The organism is Microbulbifer sp. S227A (genome assembly GCF_049800935.1).
Map to the genome: position 1 here is coordinate 315,853 of NZ_JBNAFZ010000007.1, position 22,842 is coordinate 338,694.

At 57.8% G+C, this 22,842-nt stretch carries 18 protein-coding genes and 2 tRNA genes; 18 read left to right on the top strand and 2 right to left on the bottom strand.

The annotated features are described in order from the left end of the window. Positions 1-87 precede the first annotated feature (87 nt). From ACP15R_RS17910 to ACP15R_RS17945, 8 genes are all read left to right on the top strand, one after another. Positions 88-1,410: an adenylosuccinate synthase gene (locus tag ACP15R_RS17910; protein ID WP_224867686.1), complete on the top strand. Its 1,323-nt coding sequence runs from the start codon at positions 88-90 to the stop codon at positions 1,408-1,410. Between the two features lie 219 nt (positions 1,411-1,629). Continuing rightward, positions 1,630-3,030 (top strand): selenium-binding family protein, encoded by a 1,401-nt coding sequence (locus tag ACP15R_RS17915; protein ID WP_224867684.1) that lies wholly within the window; start codon positions 1,630-1,632, stop codon positions 3,028-3,030. A gap of 16 nt (positions 3,031-3,046) precedes the next feature. Continuing rightward, the gene (locus ACP15R_RS17920; protein ID WP_224867682.1) at positions 3,047-3,700 is read left to right on the top strand and encodes a hypothetical protein; all 654 of its coding nucleotides are present in this window, start codon (positions 3,047-3,049) and stop codon (positions 3,698-3,700) included. A gap of 167 nt (positions 3,701-3,867) precedes the next feature. Further along, positions 3,868-4,527, top strand: a complete 660-nt coding sequence (gene trhA, locus ACP15R_RS17925; protein WP_224867680.1) for a PAQR family membrane homeostasis protein TrhA — start codon at positions 3,868-3,870, stop codon at positions 4,525-4,527. Positions 4,528-4,680: 153 nt separating this feature from the next. Continuing rightward, entirely contained in the window at positions 4,681-5,928 is a 1,248-nt protein-coding gene (locus ACP15R_RS17930) for a lytic murein transglycosylase (RefSeq protein ID WP_224867678.1), read from the top strand. Positions 5,929-6,166: 238 nt separating this feature from the next. Beyond that, positions 6,167-7,363, top strand: a complete 1,197-nt coding sequence (locus ACP15R_RS17935; protein ID WP_224867676.1) for a multidrug effflux MFS transporter — start codon at positions 6,167-6,169, stop codon at positions 7,361-7,363. Positions 7,364-7,571: 208 nt separating this feature from the next. After that, positions 7,572-7,940: an NUDIX domain-containing protein gene (locus ACP15R_RS17940; protein WP_224868653.1), complete on the top strand. Its 369-nt coding sequence runs from the start codon at positions 7,572-7,574 to the stop codon at positions 7,938-7,940. A 328-nt stretch (positions 7,941-8,268) separates the two neighbouring features. Then, positions 8,269-8,766 (top strand): HNH endonuclease, encoded by a 498-nt coding sequence (locus ACP15R_RS17945; protein WP_224867674.1) that lies wholly within the window; start codon positions 8,269-8,271, stop codon positions 8,764-8,766. A gap of 131 nt (positions 8,767-8,897) precedes the next feature. Here ACP15R_RS17945 and ACP15R_RS17950 read toward each other — a convergent pair. Next, positions 8,898-8,984: transfer RNA gene (locus ACP15R_RS17950), tRNA-Leu, on the bottom strand. Between the two features lie 220 nt (positions 8,985-9,204). On the opposite strand from ACP15R_RS17950, the gene ppc reads away from it, so the two are divergent. Further along, on the top strand, positions 9,205-11,862 hold the full coding sequence (gene ppc, locus ACP15R_RS17955) for a phosphoenolpyruvate carboxylase (RefSeq protein ID WP_224867672.1): 2,658 nt from the start codon (positions 9,205-9,207) through the stop codon (positions 11,860-11,862). A 131-nt stretch (positions 11,863-11,993) separates the two neighbouring features. Here ppc and ACP15R_RS17960 read toward each other — a convergent pair. Continuing rightward, positions 11,994-12,080, bottom strand: a tRNA-Leu gene (locus tag ACP15R_RS17960). Positions 12,081-12,473: 393 nt separating this feature from the next. On the opposite strand from ACP15R_RS17960, the gene rnr reads away from it, so the two are divergent. The 9 genes from rnr (at position 12,474) to dnaB (ending at position 22,775) form a co-directional block, all read left to right on the top strand. Next, on the top strand, positions 12,474-15,398 hold the full coding sequence (gene rnr / locus ACP15R_RS17965; RefSeq protein ID WP_224867669.1) for a ribonuclease R: 2,925 nt from the start codon (positions 12,474-12,476) through the stop codon (positions 15,396-15,398). Positions 15,399-15,401: 3 nt separating this feature from the next. Then, positions 15,402-16,160 carry a 23S rRNA (guanosine(2251)-2'-O)-methyltransferase RlmB gene (rlmB, locus tag ACP15R_RS17970; RefSeq protein WP_224867667.1) on the top strand — a complete coding sequence of 253 codons (759 nt, stop codon included), beginning with the start codon at positions 15,402-15,404 and terminating at the stop codon, positions 16,158-16,160. 247 nt (positions 16,161-16,407) lie between these two features. Further along, positions 16,408-17,100 carry a hypothetical protein gene (locus ACP15R_RS17975; protein ID WP_224867665.1) on the top strand — a complete coding sequence of 231 codons (693 nt, stop codon included), beginning with the start codon at positions 16,408-16,410 and terminating at the stop codon, positions 17,098-17,100. 47 nt (positions 17,101-17,147) lie between these two features. Continuing rightward, on the top strand, positions 17,148-18,461 hold the full coding sequence (locus tag ACP15R_RS17980; RefSeq protein ID WP_224867663.1) for a tetratricopeptide repeat protein: 1,314 nt from the start codon (positions 17,148-17,150) through the stop codon (positions 18,459-18,461). Positions 18,462-19,012: 551 nt separating this feature from the next. After that, positions 19,013-19,462, top strand: a complete 450-nt coding sequence (rpsF, locus tag ACP15R_RS17985) for a 30S ribosomal protein S6 (protein WP_224867662.1) — start codon at positions 19,013-19,015, stop codon at positions 19,460-19,462. 12 nt (positions 19,463-19,474) lie between these two features. Then, positions 19,475-19,705, top strand: coding sequence for a 30S ribosomal protein S18 (rpsR, locus tag ACP15R_RS17990; RefSeq protein ID WP_010133305.1), 231 nt, complete (start codon positions 19,475-19,477; stop codon positions 19,703-19,705). Positions 19,706-19,748: 43 nt separating this feature from the next. After that, complete coding sequence (locus ACP15R_RS17995) at positions 19,749-20,597, top strand: hypothetical protein (RefSeq protein ID WP_224867660.1); 849 nt, start codon at positions 19,749-19,751, stop codon at positions 20,595-20,597. Positions 20,598-20,631: 34 nt separating this feature from the next. Further along, a complete protein-coding gene (gene rplI, locus ACP15R_RS18000) occupies positions 20,632-21,078 on the top strand; it encodes a 50S ribosomal protein L9 (RefSeq protein WP_222246106.1) in 447 nt (148 codons plus the stop codon). A gap of 254 nt (positions 21,079-21,332) precedes the next feature. Continuing rightward, positions 21,333-22,775: a replicative DNA helicase gene (gene dnaB / locus ACP15R_RS18005; protein ID WP_224867658.1), complete on the top strand. Its 1,443-nt coding sequence runs from the start codon at positions 21,333-21,335 to the stop codon at positions 22,773-22,775. Positions 22,776-22,842 lie beyond the last annotated feature (67 nt).

Sequence of the window (22,842 nt, forward strand, 5' to 3'; positions counted from 1 at the left end):
ATTGCACTTTCTGGCCGCAAGACGGGCGCGGCCGACAGTTATTTTCCGCCCGTCTAACGTTGAACTGACGACACGAGATATACACACATGGGCAAGAATGTAGTGGTGCTGGGCACCCAGTGGGGCGACGAAGGCAAAGGCAAGATCGTCGATTTGCTGACTGAAAAAGTCGCACTGGTAGTCCGCTTTCAGGGCGGTCACAACGCCGGCCACACCTTGGTGATCAACGGTGAGAAAACCGTTCTGCACCTGATTCCCTCCGGTATTCTGCGCACCGATGTTACCTGCCTGATCGGCAATGGCGTGGTGCTGTCTCCGGAAGCCCTGCTCAAAGAAATGGGCGGCCTCGAGTCTGCCGGCGTACCGGTGCGCCAGCGCCTGCGTCTGTCCCCCGCCTGTCCGCTGATCCTGCCGGTACACGTGGCCCTGGACCAGGCCCGTGAAAAAGCCCGCGGCGCCAAGGCGATTGGTACCACCGGTCGCGGCATTGGCCCGGCCTACGAAGACAAGGTTGCCCGTCGCGGTCTGCGCCTCGGCGACCTGTGCAACTGGGACAACTTTTGTGCCCAGCTGAAAGAGTTGCTCGAATACCACAACTTCGCCCTGACCCAGTACTACAAGGCAGAGCCGGTCAGCTACGAGGAAACCCTCAAGCTGGCGGAAACCTGGCGCGAAGAGCTGGTGCCGATGATTGCCGATGTGGCGGATATGCTGCACAAGGCACGCGAGAACGGCGAGCACATCCTGTTTGAGGGTGCCCAGGGCTCCCTGCTGGATATCGACCACGGCACCTACCCGTTTGTAACTTCTTCCAATACCACTGCAGGTGGCACCGCCACCGGCTCCGGTTTTGGCCCGCTGTACCTGGATTACGTACTGGGTATCACCAAGGCGTACACCACTCGCGTGGGCGGCGGTCCTTTCCCCACCGAGCTGGATTGTGACGTGGGTCGTCACCTGGGCGAAAAGGGCCACGAGTTTGGCGCTACCACCGGCCGACAGCGCCGTACTGGCTGGTTCGATGCCGTTGCCGTGCGCCATGCGATCCGCATCAACAGCATCTCCGGCCTGTGCCTGACCAAGCTGGACGTACTCGACGGCCTGAAAGAAGTGAAAATCTGTGTGGGCTACCGCAATGCCGCCGGCGAAGAAGTGCCGGTACCGTTCGATGCCGCTGGTTGGGAAGGCGTGGAGCCGGTCTACGAATCCATGCCGGGCTGGAGCGAGACCACCTACGGTATACAACGCGAAAAGGAACTGCCGCAGGCCGCGCGCGATTATATCGCCCGCATCGAAGAGCTAGTGGGCGCGCCCATCGATATCATCTCCACCGGTCCGGACCGTGTACAGACCATCGTGCGCGAATCCTCCGCCCTGTGCGAGATGGGTATCCACAACGCGAGTGTCTGACGCGCTCCTGTTGATACTTTGCCTTCGGGAACCGCCGCCCAGCGGTCGGTTCCCGCTTCGGGCCCTGCCGCCTGTTGCGCAAGGTTCCCCCAAATACCCCCCAAGTACCCGGTGATCGTCGCGCCCAATTCCCCTCCCTGTTGAATGGTTCTCCCGTACTGTTTCTATACTCGATCCATTTCCGTTACCCACGACAAATGATAAATCGAGGAGGGGCGCATGGGCCTCTGGAAGCCGGATCCATCTTTCTATCCGTCTGCAAAAATGGCAATGCAGGCGCCGCCCGAGCGCCACGCCTATGTGGCAGCACTGAACTACGGGCGTAATGATCAGCCGGACGGGATCTGTGTGGTGGATCTTGATCCAGATTCCGCCAGCTATGGCACCGTTCTGAATACGCTGGAACTACCCAATGTGGGTGACGAGTTGCACCACTTTGGCTGGAATGCCTGCAGCTCTGCCCTGTGCCCGTTTGCGCCACACCCGCACCTCGAGCGTCGCTATCTGGTGGTTCCGGGCATTCGCAGTTCCCGTCTCTACATTGTCGACACCAAACCCGATCCCACCAAGCCGCACATCGCAAAAATTATCGAGCCCGAGGAGGTCATCGAAAAATCCGGCTACAGTCGTCCGCATACGGTGCATTGCGGGCCGGATGCGATTTATGTCAGTGCCATGGGCTCTGCGGAGGAAGACGGTTCCGGCGGCATATTTATGCTCGACCACTTCAGCTTCGAGGTGAAGGGGCCGTGGGAAATCGATCGCGGGGATCAGGAGTTGGCCTACGACTTCTGGTGGCACCTGGCCGAAGATGTATTAGTCAGCAGCGAGTGGGCCAAGCCGCATCAGTTTGAAAATGGACTGGTGCCTGAAGATCTGTTGGCCAATAAGTACGGTCACCGCCTGCATTTCTGGGATCTGCGCAAGCGCAAGCGGATTCAGACAATCGACCTGGGCGCTGAACACCAGATGGTGCTCGAATTGCGCCCGGCCCATGACCCACGCAAGACCTATGGATTCGCGGGTGTCGTCATCAGTACTGCGGATCTCTCTGCGTCCATCTGGCTGTGGCAGCGCAGCGACAAAGACGGCCAGTGGGCAATGGAAAAGGTCATTACCATTCCCGCGGTACCGGCGGAGGAAAGTGCGCTGCCCCCGGCCCTGAAACCTTTTGGCGCGGTGCCACCTTTGGTCAGTGACATCGACCTCTCCCTGGATGATCGCTTTCTCTACGTTTCCTGCTGGGGGACCGGTGAACTGCTGCAATACGATGTATCCGACCCCCTCAAGCCGAAACTTGCCGGCAAAGTGGCCATCGGTGGCATCGTCAACAAAGCGCCTCATCCCAAATCGGATGGGGCACTGCTTGGCGGGCCGCAGATGGTGGAGATCAGCCGCGATGGCAAGCGCGTGTATTTCACCAACTCGCTCTACAGCACCTGGGACGACCAGTTCTATCCAGACAAGATGGGGGGCTGGATGGTGAAGGTGAACGTTCAGCCTGACGGCGGCATGGCGTTGGACTCGGACTTTTTTGTCGATTTTGGTGAAACCCGGGTGCATCAGATTCGCCTCGAAGGGGGCGACTCCTCCACCGATTCCTTCTGTTACCCGTCATGACCCTGTGGATCAGGATGTGATTGTTTCTATCGCCCCCTGGCTGGCCATGCTGGGGTTCGGCGCCTTTCATGGTCTCAACCCCGGTATGGGCTGGCTGTTCGCCCTGTCCCTGGGGTTACAGCAGCAACGCGAGCGGGTGATCTGGCTGTCTCTGTTACCCATCGCAGCCGGTCACGCGCTGGCGATCGCACTGGCCGCGCTGCTCGTTCTGTTCGGGACGAAAGTCATTTCTGTGCCCACGCTACAGTGGCTGACGGCCGGGGTGCTGCTCGCCTTTGGCCTGTACAAGTTGTTCAATTATTACCGTCACCCCCGCTGGGTCGGGATGAAGGTTGGGATGGGGGATCTGTTTCTTTGGTCCTTCCTGATGGCGACGGCCCACGGCGCCGGACTGATGGTGGTGCCGGCATTGATCGAAGTTGCCGGTGGCGATGCCGGGCATGCCGGACACGGCGAGCACGCGTCACATCTCGGGGCGAGTGGGTTGAATATGTTGCTGGCCATAAGCCTGCACACCGGTGCCATGTTGCTGGTGATGGGGGCCACCGCGTGGATCGTGTATCGCAAGTTCGGACTGGCCATCCTGCGCCGGCACTGGATCAACTTCGACCTCATCTGGGCCATTGCCCTGCTGATTGCTGCCGCCGTTGCGGTGCTTATGGCCCTGTGAACGTTTGGGGGCGCGGGTGAGAGGCGCCGTAACCTGAATGGATGGTCTCAGAATTCGCTTGCACTGCCGCCGCTTCCTGTTGAAGATTAGACTGGATTTTGTTGAATAGTCATTTTTTTGCGATATTGCGTGGGACCACGTTCGGTCGCCCCGGAGGTCCAGTTTTCATGTCCACCACCCTTAACGCGAGCCGCTACACCTTCGCCGAGGAGATCGCCAATAGCGTCACCCACGGTGTCGGCGCCTTGCTGGCCATTGCCGGTCTCGGTGTTCTGTGTGCCTTTGCCGCCCTGCGCGGGGATGCCTGGCATATCGTCAGCAGCAGCATTTATGCCGCTACCCTGATTTTGTGCTTCTCTGCTTCGACGCTTTATCACAGTGTTACCCACGCCGGAGCCAAGCAAATTTTGCGCACCCTGGACCACTCGGCCATCTTCCTGTTGATCGCCGGCACCTATACGCCATTTACCCTAGTAACCCTGCGTGGCCCCTGGGGCTGGACGATATTTGGTGTTATCTGGGGGCTCGCCCTGCTGGGCCTGATTATCCAGTTCTCGCCGCTGAAGAAGATCCGCGCCCTGTCGATTACCCTGAGTGCGCTGATGGGCTGGGTGATCGTCGCTGCGGTAAAACCACTGATGGACAACCTGGCGCCGGGCGGCCTGTTGCTACTGGTGCTGGGTGGCTTGTGCTACACCGGTGGCATTGCGTTTTACCTGTGGCGTAGCCTCCGCTTCCACCATGCCATCTGGCACTTGTTTGTGCTGGCCGGTGGTGTGCTGCACTTCTTCGCCGTGCTGTTTTATGTGATTCCGCCGGCGGCCTGATTTATTTGGCCCCACGACTTGCGTATCGCGGGTCGAGCATGTGGAAAAAAGTGTCGTTCCAGTCACACCCTGAATGACTGGCGTCAATCCTCCCTTTCCGTCGCCAGCCTTCCGTTCTACCCTTGTGCGAGCTGTTATTGCCAAGGAGCTGTTATGGGCCAGGTTGCCTCTTTACCGGCGCGTCGCACCGGTAGCCACTATTTCTTCCTGTTCGCACTTTTATCCCTTTGTGCCCTGTTGATTGTGGGGCCGCAAGTGGCGGCCGCTGCCGCCGATCCGGGATTTGAAAAGTGGAAAAAGGAATTTCGCAAACAGGCCCTGAAAGAGGGCATTACGCCAGAAACCTTCGACCGCGCCTTCAAGGGCATCGACTCGCCAGACCAGTGGGTGTTGGATAAGGCGAGCTTCCAGCCAGAGTTCAAAGCACCGGTGTGGCAGTACTTTGATAACCGTGTAACCAAGTACGCGGTGCAGCGCGGCAAAGCCAAGAAAAAGGAACTGAAGCCCTGGCTCGACAAGATTGAGAAGCAGTCTGGCGTAGACCCGAATATCCTGCTGGCGATCTGGTCCATGGAGTCCAGCTTTGGCGCCATCCTGGATAACAAAACCGTCATGCGCAGTGTGGTTCGCTCACTGGCCACGCTTGCCTATGCCGACCCCAAGCGCAAAAAGTTTGGTACCAGTCAGCTGCTGGCGGCACTGCAGATCTTGCAGAGTGGCAAAATAGACGAGAGCAATCTCACTGGATCCTGGGCCGGCGCCATGGGGCATACCCAGTTCATTCCTACCAGTTACCAGGCCTATGCGGTAGATATGGATGGCGATGGCAAAAAAGACATCTGGAATTCCGTGCCCGATGCGCTGGCAACCGCAGCCAATCTACTGAAAAAGAATGGCTGGGTATCTGGGCAAACCTGGGGCTACGAGGTCACTATCCCGGATCGCAAGTTACCCGCAGGTAAGCTGAAGATTTCCGAGTGGGAGAAACTCGGCGTAAAACGTGTACGCGGCAAGGCGTTCCCCCGCCCGAATGACGTCGCCGAGCTGAAGCTTCCCGCTGGCCGCAAAGGTCCGGCATTCCTGATGCTGAAAAATTTCTTCGTCATCAAACGCTACAACAACTCCGACCGCTATGCCGCGGCGGTGGGTATCCTCGCCGACCAGATCGGCGGCGCCCCCCCGCTCAGCAAAGACTGGAAGCGTCCTTTCACCAAGCTGGATCGCGATGAAATCATTGAGCTGCAAACTAAGCTCAAGGAAAAAGGCTTCTACGAGGGCGAGATCGATGGCAAGGCCGGCGGCGGTACGCGCAAAGCCATTCTCAAGTTTGAAGAGAGTGCCGGCGTTGATCTGCAGGGCTTCCCCAGTAAAGAGGTTCTGGAGCTGATCCGTAAGAACTGACACCTGCTTTTACGAACAAACGGTGCCCAAGTAGTCAGCTATTGACTGACATGGCACCGTTTTTTTATTTGTGCGTCAATAACTGCGGGGCGCCAAGCGGCCCTCAAAGTGAAACCTACCCCATAGCGTTTGGCTTGCTTTGGACTTGCCGCAAGGGCTGATAGACTCAGCAAAGGTTCGGACGCACCGTGGTCCGGTGGTTGTACCGGAAGCGCTTCCGAAAATAAGTCCGAGCTTGATGAAATCCGATTTTGTAAAAATGGCGCTGATCTTGGGCCTGCTCAGCTGTGTGGGCCCTTTCGCCATTGATATGTATCTCCCTGCCATGCCGGCGATGGCGGAAGACTTTGGTGTCTCCGCGACCAAGTCCCAGTACACGCTGGTGTCCTTTTTTATCGCTTTTGGTGTATGCCAGCTCTTCTACGGCCCCGCGGCGGATATGTTTGGCCGCAAACCCCCACTGTACTTCGGTCTGGCGATATTTCTTCTCGCATCCGTTGGCTGTGCGCTGTCCCCCACAATCGAATGGCTGATCGCCATGCGCTTTATCCAGGGCGTCGGCGCGGCGTCGGTGATGTCGATTCCACGTGCGATTATCCGCGACCGTTATACCGGTACCGACGCTACACGTTTGATGGCCTTGGTGATGCTGGTGATATCAATCTCACCGATGCTGGCGCCGCTTGTGGGCAGCTTGCTGATGAATCCATTTGGGTGGCCGATTGTTTTCTATGCGGTGGCCGCGGCAACCGTGGTGAGTCTTCTGTTGATCCGCTTTGCCTTACCCGAAACTCTGCCGGTAGCGGAGCGGGTACCTGTGAAAATTTCTGCGATGTTCGCTGCGTTCAAAGTTTTGTTCCGCGATCCGATCTTTATGGGAATGACGCTGATTGGCGGCATGGGCACCGCCAGCTTTTTCTCATTCCTCGCGATTGCCGCCTTTCTCTATACGGAGTACTACGGTCTTACCCCTACACAATTCAGTCTGGCCTTTGCCTTGAATGCCCTTGGATTTTTTACCTCAAGTCAGTTCGCAGCAAGCCTCGGCGAGCGCTTCGGTGGCATCGCCGTGGTGAAGTGGGCGGTAAATGGGTTCGCACTCGCCTCCATTGTCCATCTCCTGCTGAATATCGCCGGTGTGGACAATTTTGTCGTCCTGGTGGCATTGTTGCTCTTATCGAATGCCTTTCTCGGCTTGATTGTGCCAACAACCATGGTGCTGTCTCTGGATGAGCATGGGCCAATCGCCGGCACCGCAGCGGCTCTGGGCGGAACTCTGCAGATGGTATTGGGAGCAATTGCCATTGTTATTGTCAGTGCGGTATTTGACGGATCACCGTTCACGTTGGTGGCATCCATTGCCGTATGCGGTATTTTTTCAGTGATTCTATTTTGGTTGACTCTACATCGGCCCGAGCCTTCCCTCGGTTCCTAATCGGTCTGAATTTCCCGCTTTTACAATAAGATATTTTTTATTCTTTATTGGGTTCTGTTGGTGTTGCTAATGTAGATTGACCTACATCTGCTCAATAGTATTAATTAGTATTGGTCAAATCACTAAATTTCTTTTTAAGAAAATGATAGTCTCGAAGATATAAAACTTCGGTTATTTGAATGTGAGTATTGAAAATAGACTTATTGATGTGGTCGCGGCCGTTGTGGAAATTTCTGGCCGTTACTTAGTTTGTAAGAGGCCCATGAATAAGCATCATGGGGGGCTTTGGGAGTTTCCTGGTGGGAAAGTTGAGTTTGGAGAAAGTTTTTCGGAAGCTCTCGAGCGAGAGTTGAGAGAAGAGTTGGAATTAGAAGTGGTATCGATTGGTAAAACTATTTTTTCTTCCAGCGAAGTTGGATCGAGATTTCGTATTAACTTTATTGGAGTGTCGGTTAGCGGAAAACCAGTGCTTAACGAGCATGAAGACTATAGTTTTTGCTCTTTGTCTACCTTGAAAGATTTACCTCTTGCTCCGGTAGATCATGAATTCGTTTTACATTTGGAGGTCAGTCAGTGATCGTACCTTACGTAGTAGGTGAAGAGTATAACCGTCGCGGGGATCTTCATGACAAGTTTGGAGGGAATAGACAGGGCGGAATGTGTAAGTGTGCGGATCACCCAGTTATGTTCCTTTTCACAGGAGATAGCGGAGAGCAGCATGGTTATACTGATGGCTTCACCGAGGATGGTAAATTCTTGTATTCGGGTGAGGGACAAGTCGGCGATATGACTTTTACCAGAGGGAACCTTGCGCTTAGAGATCACATAAAAGACGAACGACATGTTCTACTTTTTATGCAAACGAGGAAGGGGTTCTGTCAGTTTCTATAGATCATCAAATAGTTGTGAGACGCGATCGAGAGGGAAATGATCGAAAGGCTATATTATTTGAGCTTGCTTTCGAGCCGCTTGGAGTAGCGCGACAGTTACTGTCCACGCGGTTCGAAGATGATTCTTTGGCTACACTTCCTAAATCATTAAGTATCGAACAGCTTCGTGAGCTAGCTGTTTCTGGTGGAACTAGTACGCGGCCTACTAGAACCATAAAGGCTCGCCAGTATTATCGTAGCGAAGCTGTAAGAAGATATGCGCTGAGACGGGCGCAAGGTATTTGTGAATGTTGCGACTCTCCTGCTCCTTTTTTTACTAAGAAGCATGAGCCATATTTAGAGGTGCATCATCTTAATCGAGTATCTGATGGGGGCGCGGATACGCCGGAGGGCGTCGCCGCAATCTGCCCGACCTGCCATAGGAATATTCATGCTGGTATTTCAGGCAGTGAGGTCAATAGCCGGTTAAAAAAGATTATTTCTGAGAAGGAAGAGAGTCTGTCGCCAGCGTAGCTCAAACCTTCCTGGTTGGTATTGGTGAAAAGTGGTGTCCTAGACGAGCGCGGCAAGCGATGGTTTGCGAAATGGTAGCTGCTGGAAGTAAAAAGGGGCCGACTCTTGCGAGTCGGCCCCTTTTTGAAAGATGGTGCCCAGGAGAAGACTTGAACTTCCACGACCTTGCGGTCACTAGCACCTGAAGCTAGCGCGTCTACCAATTCCGCCACCTGGGCAAACAGCGCTATGCGCCGTTGAGGCTGCGCACTATAGCCGTTTTTGGCGGCGTGTCAATTGTCAGGTGTGACCGGTGAATCCTGTGATGTCTACCTGACGGCAGAGTTTGTTGTATTTTCTTGTAGTTAAATTACAAGAATTTGGTCTGCGGCATCAAAATCTGGGGAGAAGTATGGGAGAATGCATTCCAGAAAGTAATCCGTCAGGGGGAGATATTCCATGGATCAAGATCAAAATGCACCGTTGCGGGAAGATGTTCGCCTTCTCGGCGAAGAGCTGGGAACCGTATTGCGCGGCCAGGCTGGCGAAGCATTGTTCGATACCGTGGAGACCATTCGCCAGGTCGCGGTGGAGAGCCGCAGCCATGGGGAGATGCCTGTAGGTAAATTACGAGAGCTGCTGGATCCATTGGATGATGAGACCCTGCTGGAAGTGGCTCGCGCCTTTAGCCAGTTCCTGAACCTCGCCAATATTGCCGAGTTGCGCCACCGCGAACGCCTGCGTCGCCAGCACGAGCGCTTCCCCGGTGATCCGGATACCGACCGCGGCCTGCGTCAGGTGTTGGAGGAACTGAAGAAGTCGAATGTCGCCCCCGAGCAGGTGCGCCAGGTGCTGTCTGACCTGTCTGTGGAGCTGGTGCTGACCGCACACCCCACCGAGGTGACGCGCCGCACCCTGATTCGCAAATACGACCAGATGGCCGATCTGTTGACCGGCCTCGACCGCCCGGATTGCACGCCGGAAGAGGCCGAGCGCCTGCGTCGCCTGTTGCGCGAGCAGATGTTGTCTGCCTGGTGCACCGATGAAATCCGCCGTGAGCGCCCGACGCCGGTCGATGAGGCCAAGTGGGGCTTTGCCACCATCGAGCAGTCCCTGTGGCAGGCAGTCCCCCAGGGGATGCGCGAAATTGAAGACGAGCTGGCGCTCGCCGGTATCGAGCCACTGCCCGCAGATTGGGTTCCCATTCGCTTTGCATCCTGGATGGGGGGTGACCGAGACGGTAACCCTAATGTCACCGCCAAGGTTACCCGCCGGGTCTTGAACCTGGCACGCTGGATGGCGGCTGATTTGTACCTGCGCGATGTGGAAAACCTGCTCGCAGACCTCTCCATGCACCGCGCCAGTGAAGAGCTGCTGGCGCACACCGGACCGAGCCACGAGCCTTACCGGCTGTTGTTGCGTGCGGTGCGAGATCGCCTGCGCAATACCCGTGAATTGATGGAGGCGCGGGTGAACGACGCGGCGGAGCCGCAGGGCGAGGTGTATACCTCAAGCAGCGAGCTGTATGAGCCTTTAAGCCTGATCGATCGCTCGCTGCGTGAAGTGGGGCTGGCGGCCATCGCCGATGGGCAGCTGAAAGATACGCTGCGTCGCCTCAACGGTTTTGGCATCACCCTGTTGAAGCTGGATATTCGCCAGGAGTCCACCCGTCACGCCATGGCGATTGATGCCATTACCCGCTTCCTTGATCTCGGCAGTTATGCCGAGTGGGGCGAGAAGGTAAAGCAGAAGTTCCTGCTGGAGGAATTGGAGAGTCGCCGCCCGCTGATCAACGGCGCCTTCTACCAGAGCGAGTTCTGTACCGACGAAGTGCGCGAGGTGCTCGATACCTGCAAGGTAATTGCGGAGCAGGGTTCGGAGGGCCTCGGTGCCTACGTCATTTCCATGGCTCGCACCTCATCCGATGTGCTCGCGGTTATGCTGTTGCAAAAAATAGCCGGCGTGCGTGCGCCCATGCGTGTGGTGCCGCTGTTCGAGACGCTGGACGACTTGAACAATGCGTTCGACACCATGCATGCGCTGTTGGAAATCCCTTTCTACCGCGAGCGGGTTAAGGCGGGCCAGGAAGTGATGATCGGCTATTCCGATTCCGCCAAGGATGCGGGCTTCCTCGGTGCGGCCTGGGCGCAGTTCCGCGCGCAGGAAGCACTCACCCGTATATTCAGGGAGCACGGGATTCCACTGACCCTGTTCCACGGTCGCGGCGGCTCCATCTCCCGCGGTGGCTCTCCGACCCGCATGGCGCTGATGTCGCAGCCGCCGGGCTCTGTTGCCGGGCGCATTCGCGTGACCGAGCAGGGGGAAATGATTCGCTTCAAATACGGGCGCCCATCGGTTGCCGCCTACAACCTGGAGCAATATATCGCGGCAACTTTGGAGGCGACGCTGCTGCCGCCGGCAGAGCCGCGCCCGGAATGGCGTGCGGAGATGGATCGATTGACTCAGGCCTCGGTGGGGGCGTATCGCGAGGTGGTGCGCGACGATCCGGCACTGGTGTCTTATCTGCGCACCGTCACTCCAGAAACCGAGCTCAGCCGCCTGGCGCTGGGCAGTCGCCCGGCGCGCCGCAAGCCCGGGGGTGGGGTGGAGACCCTGCGCGCAATTCCGTGGGTATTTGCCTGGACTCAGATGCGCCTGATGCTGCCGGCCTGGCTGGGTACTGGCGCGGCACTGGAAACCGGCCTGGAAAATGCGCCGGATACCTTGCGTACCATGAGCGAGCAGTGGCCCTTCTTCCAGACCGTGGTGGATATGCTGGAAATGGTACTGGCCAAGTCCGACACCCGCGTGGCCCTGTGGTACGAAGAGCGCCTAACCGACGACCCGGAGCTGCAGCGTCTCGGCGTCGAGCTGCGCAGCCGTCTGGCGCGCACCGTCGTGGCTCTGAGTGAATTAACTGGTCGCGAAAGTCTGCTGGATAACAACCCGGTGATGCGCTGGTCCATCCGCGTGCGCGACCCTTATACCGACCCGCTGCACCTGCTGCAGGCAGAATTGATGGCGCGTCTGCGCACCCGTGAGGAAGACCCGGTGTTGGAAAGCGCACTGATGGTGACGATTGCGGGTATTGCGGCAGGTATGCGTAATACCGGTTAATTGTGTGGCTGTTGTGGAGTTGCTGCCGCTAGCGGCAACTCCACTGGTCTTCGAGTCGACAGTGATGTGATTTCGAAGTGGTGGAAAACAAAAAGGGGCCAACTCTTGCGAGTTGGCCCCTTTTTTAAAGATGGTGCCCAGGAGAAGACTTGAACTTCCACGACCTTGCGGTCACTAGCACCTGAAGCTAGCGCGTCTACCAATTCCGCCACCTGGGCAATTCAACGGTGTGCTCCGTTGAGGACGCGCACTATAGTGATTTGCCCTGGGGGTGTCAACGCTTTTTGCGGCGCGGTTTGTGCCCTTTTTTGTCCACTCAGTCTCTCTCTGGACACACATCCGGATGGATATTCCAAATCAACGGGGGAATTGGTTCGCAAATCGCTTATAATCGCGGCAATGTGCAACGATTTCAGTGGCCCTGTGCCGCTTTCGGCATTCGCCACTCCAAATGCTCACCTTGGATTCTTGCCCGTGAACCTCATGCCTGGGAGTAAATCCCCGGCAGGCCTCCACCGAGACCTGGCAGTTGCACCCACTTACCTTCCTGCGCCGGACGATTCCGGGGCCGCGCAGAGCGCGTGCTTAAACGCAGAACATTGGAAGCAGATTTGAATCAAGACAAAACCAACCCCTCTGCCATCTCGGATGATCCTCATGCCGAGCGCGAGGCGGAGAAATACGAAAAACCCGTTCCCAGCCGCGAGTTTCTGCTCGATGTGCTGGAGCAGCAGCCGGGCCCGGTAGCCTGGGAAACGGTCGCGGACCTGCTCTCGATCGACGATGAAGATCGCCGCGAGGGTGTGCGCCGCCGTTTGATCGCCATGAGCCGCGACGGACAGATCGCCAGCAACCGCGCTGGGGACTTCGGTGTGCTCGATAAAATGAGCCTGGTGCGCGGTCGCGTAATCGGTCACCGCGACGGCTTCGGCTTTGTCTCTGCGGGCGACGGCAGCGACGACCTGTTCCTGTCCCATCGCCAGATGCGCAAGGTATTTGATGGCGACGAAGTCCTGGCGCGGGAAACCCCCGGAGGTTTCCGTGGCAAGCGCGAAGGCGCGGTGGTGCGGGTAATCAAGCACAACACCCAGCAGCTGGCCGGGCGCCTGTACCGCGAAGACGGCGTTTGCTTTGTGCGCCCGGATAACCCGCGCATGACCCTCGACGTGCTGGTGGCAGAAGGCAAGTGTGCCGATGCACAAAGTGGCCAGTATGTGGTGGTGAATATCACCACCCAGCCGGGCCGCAATAATTTGCCGCAGGGTGAGGTTGCTGAAATCCTTGGCGACCACCTTGCCCCGGGGATGGAAATCGACGTCGCCATCCGTAACTACGGTATTCCCCATAGCTGGCCCGCCGCGGTGCTGACGCAAACCGACACCATCGCCGACGAGGTGCTGGAAGAAGACAAGGCGGCGCGTATCGATCTGCGCCAGCTGCCGCTGGTCACCATCGACGGTGAAGACGCGCGGGATTTTGACGATGCGGTCTACTGTGAAGTGCTGCCAGATGGTAATTGGAAACTGCTGGTCGCCATCGCCGATGTTTCCCATTATGTGCAGGTAAATACTGCGCTGGATCAGGAAGCCCATCAGCGCGGCAACTCGGTGTATTTCCCCGACTTTGTTGTGCCGATGCTGCCGGAGAAGCTCTCCAACGGTTTGTGCTCGCTGAACCCGCATGTCGATCGCCTGTGTATGGTGTGTGAAATGCACATCGATCCGTCCGGCAACATCCTCAACTTCCAGTTCTTCGAAGGCCTGATGCGCAGCCACGCGCGCTTTACCTATACCCAGGTTGGGGAAATGGTTGAGGAGCGGGATAACCGCGACAGTGGTATTCGCAAGCAGTTTGCCGCACTCACGCCACACATCGACAACCTGCACGACCTTTACGGTGCGCTGCGCGGTGCACGCGATCGCCGTGGTGCCATCGATTTCGAAACCACAGAAACGCGGATCATGTTCGACGCAGCGCGCAAGATTGAGCGCATCGTGCCGGTGCAGCGCAACGACGCGCACAAGATGATCGAAGAGTGCATGCTTGCCGCCAATGTGTGTGCCGCTGAGCTGATGGAGCTGGCGGAGTTGCCAGCGCTGTACCGCGTGCACGACATTCCCAAACAGGAGCGGCTGGAAAACCTGCGCGAGTACCTGGGCGAGCTGGGCTTGCGTCTTGAAGGAGGGAGCGAACCCCAGCCCAGCCACTATCAGGAACTGCTTTCCCAGGCAGATGGTCGCCCGGATTTCCACATTATCCAGACCATGTTGCTGCGCTCGATGAACCAGGCGGTTTATCAGCCAGAGAATCGCGGTCACTTCGGGCTCGATTATCGCGCTTACGCACATTTCACCTCGCCGATTCGTCGTTACCCGGATTTGCTGCTGCACCGCGGGCTGCGCTGGCTGATTCGCAATGGCAGCGCCAATCCGGCGGCAGTGGCCAAGAAGGTGCGCCAGGCACCGGGCGCCCAGGTAATGGAGCGCGCCCAGATTTTGCCGTACACCGCCGTGGCCATGGTGGAGTTGGGTGAGCACTGCTCGATGACCGAACGCCGCGCCGACGACGCAACCCGCGACGTGGTCAGCTGGCTCAAGTGTGAATATTTACAGGATCATGTGGGTGAGGTGTATCGCGGCGTAATCAGCGCGGTAACCGGCTTTGGCTTGTTTGTGGAGCTGGAAGACCTGTATGTGGAAGGTCTGATCCATGTCACCGCACTGCCAAAGGACTACTACCACTTCGAACAAGCGCAACAGCGCCTTGTCGGTGAGCGCAGCGGTACCCGTTTCCACCTGGGTGACGGGGTCACGGTGCAGGTGGCGCGGGTGGATCTTGAGGAACGCAAGGTCGATTTCACATTTGTCGAATTGCATCCGCGTCCCAGCTACCAGACGCCCAAGTATCGCAAGCCTAAAGCCGATAAAAAGGCCGATAAGAAGGCGGACAAAAAGTCCGACAAAAAATCCCGCAAGCAAGATGACAGTAAGGTTGATAAGCAGTCCGTGAAGTACAGTGTTACCGATGAGCCGACATCGGCGCCAGATGCGAAAAGCAAGGCGAAGAAAGCGGTGAAAAAGTCCCGTTCCGGAGAGGAGTCCACCCAGGTCAGTGGCCGCGCGATGGAAATGGCCGTTGAGTTTCAGGCCGAGCGCCAACGTCGTGGCAAACACGACTTTAGCAAAGAGGCGGAAAAGGCGAGCCCCTGGGGCGGTGGGCTGAAATCCAAGCGTACCGAAAGCGTTGAGGATGAGCCGCGCCCGATTCGCAAGCGCAAGGTTGGCAGCGATGACGCCGAGGTGGTGCCGCCATCAAAAGAAATCGTTTCCGAAACGGATACCAGTGAAGAGGCTGCACCGAAGAAGCGTCGCCCGAAGAAAACGCCACCTCGTAAAGGTGGCAAGCGTCCGGCGGTAGCCGCGCGCAAAGCTGCGCAGAAGGCGGAAAAGGCCGAGTCAGCACAGCGTGCAGCCAAGAAAGCAGCGAAAAAGAAACTGAAGAAAAAACTGGCGAAGAAATCAGGCGGGAAGAAATAAATCGTGGCTCAGCAATTGGTTTATGGCCTGCACGCGGTGCAGGCCCTGTTAAAAAGCTCGCCCCAGCAGGTGCAGGAGCTACTGCTGTTGCGCGGTCGCCGCGATCAAAAACTGCAGAAAATCATTCGCCAGGCGGAACAGAACGAAATCGTAATTCGCTTCGTGGATCGCCGTGCGCTGGATGAAAAAGTTGCCGATGAAGGTAATCACCAGGGCGCGGTGGCCATCTGTGTGGGTGATACCAAGATTTACGATGAGCAGTTCCTGAAGTCTCTGCTGAAAGACCTGGACACCAATGGCGAAGCGCCTTTCCTGTTGATACTCGATGGGGTTACCGACCCGCACAACCTGGGCGCCTGCCTGCGCTCCGCGGATGCGGCCGGCGTGCACGCAGTGATTGCGCCCAAGGATAAAGCTGCGGGACTCACGCCAACTGCGCGCAAGGTGGCCTGTGGTGCCGCCGAGGTATTGCCGTTTATTACTGTGACCAACCTGGCACGCACCCTGCAAATGCTGCAGCAGGCGGGAGTGTGGATCTACGGCGCCGCCGGTGAGGCGGAGCAGGACGTATACCAGTCTTCCCTGACTGGGCCGCTGGCGCTGGTGATGGGTGCTGAAGGCCCAGGTTTGCGTCGTTTGACGCGGGAAAACTGCGATCACCTGATCAAAATCCCCATGGCGGGTGAGGTCAGCAGCCTGAACGTTTCCGTTGCCACAGGTGTTTGCCTGTTTGAGGCCGTTCGGCAGCGTCGGGCCAATTAAGGTTGTCACCGACGTTTTCATTGGCGGGGAGGTTATTGCTTTGGTCTCCTCGCTATTCCCTGCTTCTGATCACTTCTGATGCGTACTCTCGCGCCTGCGGGCAGTAACCTGTCGCTTCTTCGCGCTTCGTCCTGAGGTTTTGAGACCTGCTTTGCGCAGTTTTTCCACTCCTTTCGCCAATAGCCTGCTTTAATTTCCTTGTATTTCCGCTCCATTGATTGCTTTTGATGACGCGAGGTAAAGGATTATGTCAGCAAAACAAGCACGCCGTTTTTTTCAATACATCCCTTCTGTATTTACACGTCATGTCGTTTCTGCCGGTTTGGCTGGCTTGGCTATAGCCGCTCTGTCTGTGCCTAATTTTGCCGTTGCCCAGCAAGAGGTGGCTGTGCCGGATGACGGTCCGGCACTCGATGCGCAGACTGACGTGGTCGACCCGGATGTGACCCTGCAGGTGGTCGAAGATGCGCAAAGCGTCGAAGACCTGCTCAACAGCATTGAATTGCCAGAGGAGGTGCGAGAGCTCGCGGAGCAGCGGCTCGCTGCGGCGCTTGCAGCGCTCAAGGCTGCGCGTGAGGCGTCTCCATCCAGTTCGGACGAGATGCCCAGTGACGTTGCCGAGCGCAGGGAAGCCATGCTGGCCGAGATGGCCGAACGACGCGGTGAGATGATGGCAAACGCGCAGAATGCCGCGCTCGCCGCAAATGAACAGGCGCAGCAGGCGGTGGAGTCAGCCCGTGAGGCGGTCGAGGAAGCATTGAAAAATGGCCTCACCAGCGATGAGATGCAGGGCATGATCGAGCAGATGGTGCAGGACATTCTCGGCAGTCTGCCCGCCGGCGCGGGTGTAGACATGAGTGAAGTGGATGCACTGCTGGAATCCTTGCGCGGGGATGTGGCGACTGAGCCGGTTGATGTGAGCGACGCTACCGGCAGCTGAGCCTCTTATTCCTTCGAACAAAACCCCGCAGGCTCACGAGGCAAGGAATGCGCGAGTTTATTAAGTTGTTTGTGCTGATCACCATGTTGGTGCTGGTGTCGGTGTTTGGTCCCGCGCGGCTGGCCGCGGCGGAGTTATCCAGTGCTGCAGGCGCGTTTAAACGTGGTGATTATCCTCGTGCGCTGGCCCTGTTCCAGCAAATGGAGCAGGCCGGCGATAAAAGTGCACGGCTGAAGTTCAATCTCGGTGTCACCCTCTACAAATTGGGGCGCTACGCTGAGGCCTCCGAATATTTTTGGTTATTGATCTCTGAGCCAAAGTGGCGTGATCTGGCGGAATATAACCTTGGCCTGCTGGCGGGCAGGCAGGGCGATCCAGCGCTTGCTGCGCGCTACTTTCGCCGGGTGAGTGAACACGCGGATTCGCCCAAGCTGCAACGTCTTGCTGCGCTGCAGTTGGGAGCTGGCGTGGAGCGTGCATCAGCGCCGCGTCCCTGGCTTGCCATGGCCAGTGTTAACGGCGGCTTCGACAACAACCCGTACGCGGTGAAGGCCGAATTGCTGGGTGAAGATGCGGTCGGGGATGACAATTTTCTCGAGCTGTTTGCCTGGGGGCAGTACCGCCTTGCCGGCAGCGACATCGACGGCTGGCGACTGCAGGGCTACGGTTTTACCCGGCGCTACAGTGAGCTGGACAGTTTGAGCCTGGGAAGTCTCAGCGCTTCGCTGATTCGCGACAGACGCTGGCGAGGGTGGCAACTGGAGACCGGGGGAGGTGCCGAGCAGGTTTCCCTCGGCGGTGAGCAGGTGAGCCGGCAGTTGCAGCTGACCGCGCGGGCCGCGCGAGCGTTCGGCGCAGTACGGGTGCAGCTGTCTTATATCCCCGCCTACTACTCGGGTGGCGAGAGTTACCGCTATCTCGATGGCTGGCGGCAGCGCTTCTCGGCGCGTGCGCGCCGCAATACGTTCGGCGCGGACCTCGGTATCTACTACCTGTATGACACCAATGATCGCGAGGATTTGCAGCAGGCCGCGGGAGATTATTATAGCTACTCACCCGCGCGCCATGCTTTCGGCAGCGATGCGCGCTGGCGCTTTCTCAGCCGCTGGGAGCTGCGTGGTGGGCTGGAGTATCGCTACAGTGTGTACAACGGAACCAATCGGGTCAGTGACAGCAGCGGTGAGTCGCTCGAATATGAGCGCGAGTCGGATCGGGTGAAATCCTGGGTGTCGACCCGCTACCGGCTGACGCCGCGCTTGACTCTCGATGGCAAGCTTCTGCACATTGATAATCGGGAGAACCGCGAAATCTACGATTACGACAAGACGGAGCTAAGCTTTGGCGTTAGTTACGTGTTCTGAGGGGGAGCAATAAGGGGTAAAAAATGAAGGGGCACAAGTGCCCCCCTACGGTGTTATCCCGCTTGTTATTCTTCGGTCCTTGCACGTTATTGTTATTGTTTAGAATTATTTTCGCGACCTATGCCTGTATGACGTCTGGCGCGCCAACCCCCTCAATCCCTCGTTTAATTATTTTGTTCAATTATTTCTGCAATCGGCCTTGGGCTCTTGATCTCGCTCAGGGTCGGCTGCCGCTATGGATGTGACTGCCCGGACGAGCTGCTGGATGTAGGCGGCTCTCTGAGCCCGTGCACTGGTTGGCGGCAGCGCGCATAAGATACACGTCACGGCGTAAGTGGGTGCTTACAGACTGGTGTGTTTCTATTTGCGGCGGTCAACCCATTGTTCAACTTGCAACCACTCCGACAGAGGCATAGAATACGCCGCCCGCAATAGCCCCATCCCGGGAGCTGTTGCGTACTCCTTGCCTCACTGGGCGGTTGCTGCACTTTCTACTTATTAGACAGGGCAGCGGCAAGCCGGGAGGCTGTGTTAACCCGTAAGGAGCGAAAATGCGTCATTACGAAATTGTATTCCTGGTTCACCCGGACCAGAGCGAGCAGGTCGCCGGCATGGTCGAGCGTTACACTGCGACCATCAAAGAAAGCGGTGGCGACGTTCACCGTCTGGAAGACTGGGGCCGCCGCCGTCTGGCTTACCCGATCAACAAGATCCACAAGGCTCACTACATTCTGATGAATGTTGAGTGTACTGAAGAAGCGCTGGCCGAACTGACCACCAACTTCAAGTACAACGACGCCGTGCTGCGCAACCTGGTGATCCGCGAAGATGAAGCGATCACCGAAGAAAGCCCGATCATGAAGGCTGAGAAAGAGTCCCGCGAGCGCAAAGCTGCGCGCGCAGAACGCTCTGAGCGTCGCGAACGCGCCGAACGTGAAGAATCTTCTTCCGAAGGCGCCGAGGAAGCTAAGTCTTCCGACACCACTGAAGACGAAGAGTAAGGGGATAGTCAGATGGCACGTTTTTTCCGTCGTCGTAAGTTCTGCCGTTTCACCGCTGAAGGCGTAAAGCGTATCGACTACAAAGATCTCGATACCCTGAAAGCCTACGTTTCTGAAACTGGCAAAATCGTACCGAGCCGTATCACTGGCACCAAAGCCAAGTATCAGCGTCAGCTGGCCACCGCGGTCAAGCGCGCGCGTTACATTGCGCTGCTGCCGTACACGGACAGCCACGAAGCCTAAGCATCGCTTTGCTTCGTATTGATTGTTATAGAGAAGCTATCTAGTGCGCGCTATCGCTGAATTTGCCATGCGATCGCGCGTGCGCGCGGTGATCCTCACCATGGTGGGAATCCCGCTGATCAGCCCCGCAGTGCTTGCACTGGTGGGGTTACGCCGCGGCAGTGGCGACGGCCTGTTTGTGCTGGTCTGGGGTCTACTGCCAATTGTTGCCGCAGCCGGCGCGGGCTATATGTCCCCGCTGATGGCTGGCATGGCGATCACGCACTTTGTGGCGGTGTTGGCGAGTGCCCTGGTCCTGCGCGAAACCCGCGCCTGGAGTTGGACACTGGTGACGCTGACCGCAGTGACCGCCGCGGGCATCCTAGTGACCTCGCAGGTGACTGGCGGTGTACTGGGCAACCTGCTCGAGGCGGTCAATGAGGCCGCGGGCGGTGCCAGCACACCGGAAGCGCAGCAGCTGGGTAAGGCATTTACCAGCGAAGCGCAGGCTACCGGTTACCTGGCCTGGGTCTCGGTAATCAGCGCCATGTTGGCACTGTTGCTGGGGCGCTGGTGGCAGGCCCTGTTGTACAACCCCGGTGGTTTGCAGCAGGAAATGCACAACCTGCGTATGCCGTTGCCGCTCGCAGCTGCCGGCATGCTGTTGTGGATTTACTGCCTGGTCAGTGAACACTTTGTGTTCTGGGGTGCGGTTGCCGCTTTCCCGATCATGGTGGCAGGTATCTGCCTGATCCACTGGCTGGTAGCCCAGAGGGGCTGGGGACGCGGTCCGCTGGTTGCCCTGTATGTGATGCTGGTAATTGCGGCACTGCCGCTGGCTGGTTTCCTGTGCGGACTGGCACTGATCGATAGCTGGATTGATATTCGCGCACGCGCCAGCGACAAACGCTGAGCGGCGCACAAGAACTGAAACTGAGGGTTCCGAGATGGAAGTTATTCTGCTCGACAAAGTAGGCAAACTGGGCAACGTGGGCGACCGCGTTGAAGTAAAAGCCGGTTACGGCCGCAACTTCCTGCTGCCTACCGGTAAAGCCGTACTGGCCAACGCAGCAAACGTTGCTGAGTTCGAAGCCAAGCGCGCTGAGCTGGAAGCAGCTGCCGCTGCAAAAGTAAGCGAAGCTGAAGGCCGCGCTGCCCAGCTGGTTGAATTGGTTGTTACCATCGCTGCTAACGCTGGCGACGAAGGCAAGCTGTTCGGCTCCATCGGCACTCGCGATATCGCGGAAGCGATCACCGCTGCCGGTGTTGCAGTAAGCAAAGCTGAAGTGAAGCTGCCGGAAGGCGCTCTGCGTGAACTGGGCGAGTACGACGTAGACGTACAGCTGCACGCCGACGTAATCAGCAGCGTGAAGGTTGTTGTAGAAGCCGAATAAGCTTCTGCAGTTACCGAATCGCCACAGCGAGGCCTGTGGAGAATGGAATTGCCCGTTCTCCGTCTAGCCGCGCTACAATCAGGCGCTGGATTCTCCCTGCCGGTTTTCTACCGGTGTCGGAGGGTGCAGCGCCTGACTTGTTTGTGAGCCAGGCAAATGGTTCCCGCCCCCGGTGCACCTGGCCTGTGAGTCAGCGGCGGGGTAGGCCTGGAACCAATGACCGCAACGACCGGTAGTAACACATAGCAGCGAACATGAACGAATACGCTCCGCAAGAAGAGGCTCAGGAAGCCACCGCCAGCTCCCCGCTGCCGCACTCGGTCGAGGCCGAGCAGTCGGTGCTGGGTGGTCTGATGCTCGACGCCAGCCGCCTGGATGCGGTGGCAGAGCAGTTGAGCGCAGAAGATTTCTTCGTCGCCAATCACCGGATTATTTTCGGCGTCATGCTCGAGTTGTCCGGCGGCGAGCAGCCGCTGGATATCGTTACCCTCGCGGAAGGCCTCGCCAGTCGCGACCTGCTGGCTGATATTGGCGGCCCGGCGTACCTGGCTGAACTCGCGGAAAACACCCCGTCTGCCGCCAACATCGTCGCCTACGCGAAAATCGTGCGCGAGCGCTCCATGTTGCGCCAGTTGATCGCCGCCGCCGGCGAAATCAGCCGTACCAGTTTCAACCCCGGCGGGCTCGGCTCCGTCGACTTGCTGCAGATGGCCGAGCGCCGCGTGGCAGAGATTGCCGAAGGTCGCGCCAAAGAGGGCGGCTTTGTCGGTGTCGACTCGCTGCTGAAGAAAACCGTCGAGCGCATTGACGAACTGTTCAAATCCGAGGGCGACCTCACCGGCCTCAGCACCGGCCTCACCGAGCTCGATGAGCGCACTTCCGGCTGGCAGCCCGGTGAACTCATTATCCTCGCTGCCCGTCCTTCCATGGGTAAGACCGCACTGGCGCTGAACTTCGTCGAAGCCGCCATGCTCAGCCAGGAGAAGCCGACTCTGGTCTTCAGTATGGAGATGCCGTCGGACAGCCTGGTCATGCGTATGCTGTCTTCCATTGGCAAGATCGACCAGGGGCGTATCCGTAACGGTAAGTTGCAGGAGGAGGATTGGCCCAAGCTCTCCAGTGCTGTGCAGAAGATGAAGGGCAAGGGGCTCTATATCGACGATACCCCGGGCCTGTCACCGTCAGAGGTGCGTGCGCGTGTGAAGCGCACGGTGCGCGATCACACCAACAAGCTGATGCAGGCGGACCCCAGACTGAGCCGCGAAGATGCGGAACAGCGTGCGCTGCCGGCGATGGTGATGGTGGATTACCTGCAGCTGATGCAGGTGAAGGGCAGCACCGAAGGGCGTACCCAGGAGATCTCGGAAATCTCCCGCTCCTTGAAGGCGCTGGCCAAAGAATACGAATGCCCGGTGATTGCTTTGTCGCAGTTAAACCGGGGGGTGGAACAGCGCCCGAACAAGCGCCCGATGAACTCGGACCTGCGGGAATCCGGTGCGATCGAGCAGGATGCGGATGTGATCCTGTTTATCTACCGGGACGAGTATTACAACGAAGACAGCCCGGATAAGGGGCTGGCGGAGTTGATTATCGGTAAGCAGCGTAACGGTGAGATCGGTACCTGCCGCGCGGCGTTTGTGGGTAAATTCACCCGCTTTGATGATCTGGCGCCTGAGTACTATCAGGAAGAGCACTAGCCCCCGATGTTGAACCGGGTTGAGAAGCTTAGAGATAAGGTGACGATGCCAGGTAAAGGTTTGTGAG

Bases quoted from the DNA above. Each gene is read 5' to 3' on its own strand.
- ACP15R_RS17910 (WP_224867686.1), top strand. From the start codon at position 88: ATGGGCAAGAATGTAGTGGTGCTGGGCACCCAGTGGGGCGACGAAGGC.
- ACP15R_RS17915 (WP_224867684.1), top strand. From the start codon at position 1,630: ATGGGCCTCTGGAAGCCGGATCCATCTTTCTATCCGTCTGCAAAAATG.
- trhA (WP_224867680.1), top strand. From the start codon at position 3,868: ATGTCCACCACCCTTAACGCGAGCCGCTACACCTTCGCCGAGGAGATC.
- ACP15R_RS17930 (WP_224867678.1), top strand. From the start codon at position 4,681: ATGGGCCAGGTTGCCTCTTTACCGGCGCGTCGCACCGGTAGCCACTAT.
- ACP15R_RS17935 (WP_224867676.1), top strand. From the start codon at position 6,167: ATGAAATCCGATTTTGTAAAAATGGCGCTGATCTTGGGCCTGCTCAGC.
- ppc (WP_224867672.1), top strand. From the start codon at position 9,205: ATGGATCAAGATCAAAATGCACCGTTGCGGGAAGATGTTCGCCTTCTC.
- ACP15R_RS17975 (WP_224867665.1), top strand. From the start codon at position 16,408: ATGTCAGCAAAACAAGCACGCCGTTTTTTTCAATACATCCCTTCTGTA.
- ACP15R_RS17980 (WP_224867663.1), top strand. From the start codon at position 17,148: ATGCGCGAGTTTATTAAGTTGTTTGTGCTGATCACCATGTTGGTGCTG.
- rpsF (WP_224867662.1), top strand. From the start codon at position 19,013: ATGCGTCATTACGAAATTGTATTCCTGGTTCACCCGGACCAGAGCGAG.
- rpsR (WP_010133305.1), top strand. From the start codon at position 19,475: ATGGCACGTTTTTTCCGTCGTCGTAAGTTCTGCCGTTTCACCGCTGAA.
- rplI (WP_222246106.1), top strand. From the start codon at position 20,632: ATGGAAGTTATTCTGCTCGACAAAGTAGGCAAACTGGGCAACGTGGGC.
- dnaB (WP_224867658.1), top strand. From the start codon at position 21,333: ATGAACGAATACGCTCCGCAAGAAGAGGCTCAGGAAGCCACCGCCAGC.